This window comes from Streptomyces sp. NH27 (assembly GCF_056859195.1).
The window spans coordinates 1-4,491 of the sequence record NZ_JACEGK010000600.1 but is presented as its reverse complement, the minus strand read 5'-3'; the positions used below and the strand labels follow the sequence as shown (position 1 = coordinate 4,491).

4 protein-coding genes and 1 pseudogene are annotated in these 4,491 nt (G+C 71.0%); all 5 read left to right on the top strand.

The features are described from left to right. Window positions 1-486 (top strand): acyl-CoA carboxylase biotin carboxyl carrier protein subunit (locus AC13HU_RS32780; protein WP_483045621.1); only part of this gene is annotated, 486 nt, incomplete at its 5' end. A 119-nt stretch (window positions 487-605) separates the two neighbouring features. Further along, a complete protein-coding gene (locus AC13HU_RS32775; RefSeq protein WP_483045623.1) occupies window positions 606-1,538 on the top strand; it encodes a hydroxymethylglutaryl-CoA lyase in 933 nt (310 codons plus the stop codon). 2 nt (window positions 1,539-1,540) lie between these two features. Then, window positions 1,541-2,707, top strand: coding sequence for an acyl-CoA dehydrogenase family protein (locus AC13HU_RS32770; protein WP_483045620.1), 1,167 nt, complete (start codon window positions 1,541-1,543; stop codon window positions 2,705-2,707). 108 nt (window positions 2,708-2,815) lie between these two features. Continuing rightward, window positions 2,816-4,279: pseudogene (locus AC13HU_RS32765) on the top strand (pyridoxal phosphate-dependent decarboxylase family protein). A gap of 43 nt (window positions 4,280-4,322) precedes the next feature. Next, window positions 4,323-4,491, top strand: a 169-nt coding sequence (locus AC13HU_RS32760) for a SidA/IucD/PvdA family monooxygenase (RefSeq protein WP_483045622.1), incomplete at its 3' end; no start/stop codon positions are given.

Here is a 4,491-nt window from a genome sequence, read left to right as displayed (position 1 = left end):
CGGGTGGGGGTGCGCGACGGCCGGGTCCGGATCGGAGACGGCCCGGAGGTGCGGGCGCGGATCGTCGTGACGGGCTCGCGGGTGGTGTTGTACCGCGAAGGCATGGCGTGCGCCTTCGACCGGGCGGGCGAGTGGCTCGGCCGGGACGGCGACAACTGGCGGGTGCAGTCGTACGACCCGGTGGCGGCGGCGCTGCGCGGCGCGGCGGTGGGCGCGGGGGGTGGTGCGCTGACCGCGCCGATGCCGGGCACGGTCACGGTGGTGAAGGTCGCCAAGGGCGAGCAGGTGGTGGCCGGTCAGAGTCTGCTGGTGGTGGAGGCCATGAAGATGGAGCACGTGATCGCCGCGCCGCATGACGGCACGGTGGCGGAGATCGATGTCACCGCGGGCTCGACGGTGGCGATGGACCAGGTGCTGGCGGTGGTCACGCCCGACGGCGACCCGGACGGCATGACCCTCGGCTCCGGGGACGGGGAGGCGTCATGACGGCCGGCGACGGATCGACGGGGCTCGGCAGCGGGAGCAGCGGCGGCGGCCCGGAGGCTGGCACGGCCGACGCAGGGTCGGGCACGGGCAGCACCGACGGGCTGCCTGTGGGCCTGCCGATGGTGGTGCCGATGCCCGGCCTGCCGGAGTACGTCCGCATCCACGAGGTCGGTGCGCGCGACGGCTTGCAGAACGAGAAGTCGACGGTGCCGACGAAGGTGAAGGCGCGGTTCGTGCACCGGCTGGCGGAAGCGGGGCTGACCACGATCGAGGCGACCAGCTTCGTACATCCCAAGTGGGTGCCGCAGTTGGCGGATGCGGCCGAGCTGATGCCACTCCTCGCCGACCTGGCCCGAGACCCGGAGCTGCGGCTGCCGGTGCTGGTGCCGAACGCACGGGGGCTGGAGCGGGCGCTGGCGCTGGGGGTGCGGGAGATCGCGGTGTTCGGCAGCGCCACCGAGTCCTTCGCCCGGGCAAACCTGAACCGGACGGTCGCGGAGTCACTGGCGATGTTCGAGCCGGTGGTGGCGCGGGCCCGGGCCGAGGGGGTGCGGGTGCGCGGCTATCTGTCGATGTGCTTCGGCGACCCCTGGGAGGGCCCGGTTCCGGTCGAGCAGGTGGCCGGGGTGGCCCGCCGGCTGTACGAGCTGGGCTGCACCGAGTTGAGCCTCGGCGACACCATCGGGGTGGCGACGCCGGGCCAGGTGGGGGCGCTGCTGGACGAGTTGACCGCCGGCGGGGTCCCGATCGGACACCTCGCGGTGCATTTCCACGACACCTACGGCCAGGCGCTGTCGAACACGCTGGCCGCACTCCAGCGGGGCGTCGGCGTCGTCGACGCGTCGGCCGGCGGCCTGGGCGGCTGCCCCTACGCCAAGAGCGCCACCGGCAACCTCGCCACCGAAGACCTCGTCTGGATGCTGCACGGACTCGGCATCAGGACCGGGGTCGATCTCGACCGCCTCAGCGCCACAAGCGTCTGGATGGCGGAGCAGTTGGGACGGCCGAGCCCGTCCCGTACCGTCCGCGCCCTCACCCACCGGGAGCAGTAACCATGTCGATCGACCACCGTCTGTCCGAGGAGCACGAGTCGCTGCGGGCGACCGTGGCGGAGTTCGCCCGCGATGTGATCGCACCGAAGATCGGCGACTTCTACGAGCGGGAGGAATTCCCGTACGAGATCGTGCGGGAGATGGGGCGGATGGGCCTGTTCGGGCTGCCGTTCCCGGAGGAGTACGGCGGGATGGGCGGTGACTATTTCGCGCTGGGGCTGGCGTTGGAGGAACTGGCCAGGGTCGACTCGTCGGTGGCGATCACGCTGGAGGCGGGGGTGTCGCTGGGCGCGATGCCGGTGTTCCGGTTCGGCACGGAGGAGCAGAAGCGGACCTGGCTGCCGCGGCTGTGCTCGGGCGAGATGCTGGGCGCTTTCGGGCTGACGGAGCCGGAGTGCGGTTCGGACGCGGGCGGCACCAGGACCACCGCGCGGCTGGACGAGGCGAGCGGCGAGTGGGTGATCAACGGCACGAAGTGCTTCATCACCAACTCCGGCACCGACATCACCGGTCTGGTCACGGTGACCGCGGTGACCGGCCGCAAGGAGGACGGCCGGCCGCGGATCTCCTCGATCATCGTGCCGTCCGGGACGCCGGGTTTCACGGTGTCGAAGAAGTACAGCAAGGTCGGGTGGAATGCCTCGGACACCCGGGAGTTGTCGTTCGCGGACTGCCGGGTGCCTGCGGCGAACCTACTGGGTGCGGAAGGCCGTGGGTACGCCCAGTTCCTGCGGATTCTGGACGAGGGGCGGATCGCGATCTCCGCGCTGGCCACCGGATTGGCGCAGGGGTGCCTGGACGAGTCGCTGGCGTACGCGCAGCAGCGGAAGGCGTTCGGGCGGCCGATCGGCACCAACCAGGCGATCCAGTTCAAGCTCGCGGACATGGAGATGCGGGCCTACACCGCGCGGCTGGCCTGGCGGGACGCGGCGTCGCGGCTGGTGAGCGGGGAGCGGTTCAAGAAGGAGGCGGCGCTGGCAAAGCTCTACAGTTCGGAGATCGCGGTGACCAACGCCCGCGAGGCGACCCAGATCCACGGTGGGTACGGCTTCATGAACGAGTATCCGGTGGCCCGGATGTGGCGGGACGCCAAAATCCTGGAGATCGGCGAGGGCACCAGCGAGGTACAGCGGATGCTGATCGCAAGGGAGTTGGGATTGTCCGAATAACGCGGCGCAGGTAGGCGGCGGAAGGGGCAGAAGAGCTGGGATGGACCCACCGGGCAGATGAGTTAAGTTAGGCTAACCTAACTTATCCCCCCAGTGAGAGGTCCACCCATGCGCTCACACCTGCTCAGTGACGCCACGACGGAGCAGTACCGGCGCTCCGTCGCCCAAGGAGTCGAGCGGGTGGCGGCCACGCTGACCGCGACCGACCGGCCGTTCACCGGCATCAGCTTTGAGGCCCTCGCCCCCCGGGTCGACGCCGTCGACTCGACCAGCCCCTCGGCAACACCGCCGCCGCCCTGGAGGAACTGGAATCGGTCTACCTGCGCGACGCCGTCTACTTCCACCATCCCCGCTACCTGGCCCATCTCAACTGCCCGGTGGCGATCCCCGCGGTCGCCGCCGAGGCGGTGCTCAGCGCGGTCAACTCCTCGCTGGACACCTGGGACCAGAGCGCGGGCGCCACCTTGATCGAGCGCCGGCTGATCGACTGGACGGCGGCGCGGATCGGCCTCGGCCGGGCCGCCGACGGGGTGTTCACCAGCGGCGGCACCCAGTCCAACCTCCAAGCGCTGCTGCTGGCACGGGAGGAGGCGGTCAGCCGCGGCGCCGATCCGGCCCGGCTGCGCATCCTGACCTCCGAATGCGGGCACTTCAGTGTCCGCAAGTCCGCGAAACTCCTCGGCCTGGCAGCGGACGCGGTCATCGCGCTCCCCTGCGACCGCGACCGCCGTATGCAACCGGCCTCACTGGAAAGCGAGTTGGAGCGCTGCTCCCGTGACGCGCTGGTCCCGATGGCCGTGGTGGCCACCGCCGGTACCACCGACTTCGGCTCCATCGACCCGCTCCCCGCCCTCGCCGAGCTCTGCGCCCGACACGGCGTCTGGCTGCACGTGGACGCCGCCTACGGCTGCGGACTGCTCGTCTCCACCACCCGGCGGCACCTGCTCGACGGTATCGAGGCCGCCGACTCCGTGACCGTCGACTACCACAAGTCCTTCTTCCAGCCAGTGAGTTCGAGCACCGTACTGGTCCGCGACCGGAGCATGCTGCGGCACGCCACCTATCACTCCGACTACCTCAACCCGCGCCGGGCGGTGGCCGAGCGCATCCCCAACCAGGTGGACAAGTCGCTCCAGACCACCCGCCGTTTCGACGCGCTCAAGCTGTGGATGACGCTGCGGGTGATGGGCGCCGACGGGGGTGGGCTCCCTCTTCGACGAAGTGCTGGACCTGGCGGACGCGGCCTGGGCGGTGCTGGACGCCGATCCCCGTTTCGAGGTCGTCGTCCGCCCCACGCTGTCCACCCTGGTCTTCCGCTGGTTGCCGTCCGGCAGCGCGACCCCGTCCGACATCGACCGCGCCAACCTGCACGCCCGCAAGGCGGTGTCCGCCGCCGGCCAGGCCGTGGTCGCCGCCACGAAGGTCCGCGGCAGCCACTACCTGAAGTTCACCCTGCTCAACCCGAACACCACTCTCGCCGACATCACCGCGGTCCTCGACCTGCTCGCCGAGCACGCCGACCGCTACCTCGACACCACGACCACGGGAGAGACGCTTGTCCACGCCTCGTGACCCCCGCGACGCCGCGGTCCCGGCCGCAGCCCCATCGGAAGACGTGGCCGAGCCCGCAGCCACACCCGCAGCCCCGGCCCCGGCCCCACCTACACCTGCACCCGCACCCGCACCCGGGTCCGAACTCGACTTCATCGGCATCGGCCTCGGCCCCTTCAACCTCGGCCTCGCCTGCCTCACCGCCCCGCTCCCCCCCCCCCGCGGCCTGTTCC

Excerpts from the sequence above, each read along its gene's own strand:
- AC13HU_RS32775 (WP_483045623.1), top strand. The coding sequence starts at position 606 with ATGGTGGTGCCGATGCCCGGCCTGCCGGAGTACGTCCGCATCCACGAG.
- AC13HU_RS32770 (WP_483045620.1), top strand. The coding sequence starts at position 1,541 with ATGTCGATCGACCACCGTCTGTCCGAGGAGCACGAGTCGCTGCGGGCG.